Here is a 3589-nt window from a genome sequence, read left to right on the forward strand (position 1 = left end):
CGGTTACATTCCGAACCCGGAAGCTAAGCCTTTCAGCGCCGATGGTACTGCAGGGGGGACCCTGTGGGAGAGTAGGACGCCGCCGAACAATTATTACGGGAAAGCCCCGTGCCCTTGTGGCACGGGGCTTTTCTGCGTTCACGGCAGGAATCGCCCGACGTCATCCGCCGCTCGCGCACCGGCACGGTCGCAGCCCCCAGCACCTTCCGGACCCCTCCGCACCCCTGTGCGCCGGGGGCGTGAGGCTGGGGGTAGGGTCGGGAGGCATCATCGGCACGTTCTTCACACAGGAGGCCCCCGGGTGGAGGTCCAGGAGACTCGAGTTCAGACGGACCGAGTACTCACCATCCCCAACATCCTCAGCATGGCCCGCCTCGTCGGCGTACCGCTTTTCCTGTGGCTGATCCTGCGCCCCGTGTTCGGTGGGCCCAACAGCGACCCCTGGGCCCTGCTGGTGCTGATGCTGAGCGGTGTCAGTGACTACCTCGACGGCAAGCTGGCCCGCAGGTGGAACCAGATCAGCAGCCTCGGCCGGCTCCTGGACCCGGCTGCCGACCGCCTGTACATCCTGTCCACCCTGGTCGGGCTCACCTGGCGCGAGATCCTGCCGCTCTGGCTCACCGCTGCCCTGCTCGCCAGGGAGCTGATGCTCCTCGTCATGGTGGGAATCCTGCGCCGGCACGGTTACCCGCCCCCGCAGGTCAACTTCCTCGGGAAGGCGGCGACCTTCAACCTCATGTACGCCTTCCCCTTGTTGCTGCTCAGCGACGGAAGTGGTTGGCTGGCCTCGTTGGGCGCCATTTTCGGATGGGCGTTCGCTGGGTGGGGTACAACCCTCTATTGGTGGGCAGGGATCCTTTACGTGGTCCAAGTCCGCCAACTCGTCAAGGCGGATGTAGTAGCCGATTAGCCCGTTGATGCGGTGCCGTGCAGAGTCGCCGGTCCGCAGCGGATGCTGTGGTGTTGCCCCGACGGGTGAAGTCGGCTCGACCGTCGTCTGTTCAAGGAGGACGTTTCCGACATGAAGGCCGTCGTGATGGCAGGCGGCGAAGGCACCCGCCTTCGCCCCATGACCTCAAGCATGCCCAAGCCGCTCCTGCCCGTGGCCAACCGGCCGATCATGGAGCACGTGCTCAGGCTGCTCAAACGGCATGGGCTCAACGAAACCGTCGTGACCGTTCAGTTCCTCGCCTCCCTCGTGAAGAATTACTTCGGGGACGGCGAGGAACTGGGCATGGAGCTCACCTATGCCAACGAGGAGAAGCCACTCGGTACCGCGGGAAGCGTCAAGAACGCCGAAGAAGCCCTGAAGGACGACACCTTCCTGGTGATCTCCGGTGACGCCCTCACCGACTTCGATCTCACCGATCTCATCGCTTTCCACAAGGAGAAGGGCGCCCTCGTCACGGTCTGCCTGACCCGTGTGCCCAACCCCCTCGAATTCGGCATCACGATCGTCGACGAAGAGGGCAAGGTGGAACGCTTCCTGGAGAAGCCGACCTGGGGGCAGGTCTTCTCCGACACCGTCAACACGGGCATCTACGTCATGGAGCCCGAAGTCTTCGACTACGTCCAGGCCGACGTCTCGGTGGACTGGTCCGGCGATGTGTTCCCGCAGCTCATGAAGGACGGCAAGCCGATCTACGGCTACATCGCCGAGGGCTACTGGGAGGACGTGGGCACCCACGAGAGCTACGTCAAGGCGCAGGCCGACGTCCTCGAACGCAAGGTCGACGTAGAGGTCGACGGATTCGAGATCTCGCCCGGTGTCTGGGTGGCCGAGGGCGCGGACGTCCATCCCGACGCCGTTCTCCGCGGACCCCTGTACATCGGTGACTACGCCAAGGTCGAAGCCGGTGCGGAAATTCGCGAGCACACCGTCATCGGGTCGAACGTCGTGGTGAAATCCGGTGCGTTCCTGCACCGGGCGGTGGTGCACGACAACGTGTACATCGGTCAGCACAGCAACCTGCGAGGCTGTGTGATCGGCAAGAACACCGACATCATGCGGGCCACCCGCATCGAGGACGGCGCCGTCATCGGCGACGAATGCCTGGTCGGTGAGGAATCGATCATCCAGGGCAACGTCCGCGTCTACCCGTTCAAGACCATCGAAGCCGGCGCCTTCGTCAACACGTCGGTGATCTGGGAATCCCGTGGACAGGCGCACCTCTTCGGGGCGCGCGGTGTCTCCGGCATCCTGAACGTGGAGATCACCCCGGAGCTGGCGGTCCGGCTCGCGGGTGCCTACGCGACCACCCTGAAGAAGGGCGCGACGGTCACCACGGCCCGCGACCACTCCCGTGGTGCACGCGCACTGAAGAGAGCGGTCATCTCGGCGCTGCAGGCCAGTGCCATCGAGGTCCGCGACCTGGAGAACGTACCGCTGCCCGTCGCCCGTCAGCAGACCGCCCGGGGCAGTGCCGGCGGCATCATGATCCGTACGTCCCCCGGGGTGCCGGACTCGGTCGACATCATGTTCTTCGACGAGCGCGGCGCCGACCTCTCCCAGGCCAGCCAGCGGAAACTCGACCGCGTCTACGCCCGGCAGGAGTACCGCAGGGCCTTCCCCGGCGAGATCGGGGACCTGCACTTCCCCTCGAGCGTCTTCGACTCGTACACGGGGTCGCTCCTGCGCAACGTCGACACCGCCGGCATCGCCGATGCCGGCCTCAAGGTCGTCGTGGACGCCTCCAACGGAAGCGCCGGGCTCATCCTGCCCAGCCTCCTGGGACGTCTCGGTGTCGATGCCCTGACCATCAACCCGGGACTCGACGAGTCCCGGCCGACCGAGACCGCAGAGGCCCGCCGCGCCGGGCTGGTGCGCCTGGGGGAGATCGTTTCCTCCGCCCGCGCGGCCTTCGGTGTGCGGTTCGACCCGGTCGGTGAGCGGCTCTCGCTCGTGGACGAGCGAGGGAAGATCATCGAGGACGACCGGGCGCTGCTGGTCATGCTCGACCTCGTGGCGGCCGAGCGGCGGAGCGGACGCGTCGCCCTGCCGGTGACCACCACGCGCGTGGCCGAGCAGGTGGCGGCCTACCACGGCACGCAGGTGGAGTGGACGACGACCTCGCCTGACGACCTGACGCGCGTCGGGCGGGAGGACACCACCATCTTCGGCGGGGACGGCCGCGGTGGCTTCATCGTCCCCGAGTTCAGCAGCGTCTTCGACGGTGCGGCGGCCTTCGTCAGGCTCATCGGGCTGGTGGCCCGGACGCAGCTCACGCTGAGCCAGATCGATGCCCGGATCCCCCGCGCCCATGTCCTGCGCCGCGACCTCGCGACGCCGTGGGCGGTCAAGGGACTCGTCATGAGGCGGGTCGTGGAGGCCGCGGGGGAGCGCAGCGTCGACACCACCGACGGTGTCCGGGTCGTCGAGGCGGACGGGCGCTGGGTGATGGTCCTGCCCGACCCGGCCGAGGCCGTCACCCACCTGTGGGCCGAAGGCCCCGACGACGCCTCCGCGCAGGCACTGCTCGACGAGTGGGCGGCGATCGTCGACAGCGCCGGCGACTAGACCGGACTCCGCCCTCCCCGAAGCCGCCGCCCCCGGCATCCCGGTCGGGGGTGGGGGCCTTAGGCGGCCGGG

The 3589-nt window shown here is 67.4% G+C and carries 2 protein-coding genes and 1 rRNA gene; all 3 read left to right on the forward strand.

The features are described 5' to 3' along the window. A 5S ribosomal RNA gene (gene rrf, locus ABZ371_RS30355) occupies positions 1-88 on the forward strand; the annotation flags it as partial. Between the two features lie 213 nt (positions 89-301). After that, positions 302-910: a CDP-alcohol phosphatidyltransferase family protein gene (locus ABZ371_RS30360; RefSeq protein ID WP_358685643.1), complete on the forward strand. Its 609-nt coding sequence runs from the start codon at positions 302-304 to the stop codon at positions 908-910. A 111-nt stretch (positions 911-1021) separates the two neighbouring features. Then, positions 1022-3517, forward strand: coding sequence for a mannose-1-phosphate guanyltransferase (locus tag ABZ371_RS30365; protein ID WP_358685645.1), 2496 nt, complete (start codon positions 1022-1024; stop codon positions 3515-3517). Positions 3518-3589: the final 72 nt, after the last annotated feature.

The sequence above is a fragment of the Streptomyces sp. NPDC005899 genome (assembly GCF_040629645.1).
Taxonomy (GTDB): Bacteria; Actinomycetota; Actinomycetes; order Streptomycetales; family Streptomycetaceae; genus Streptomyces.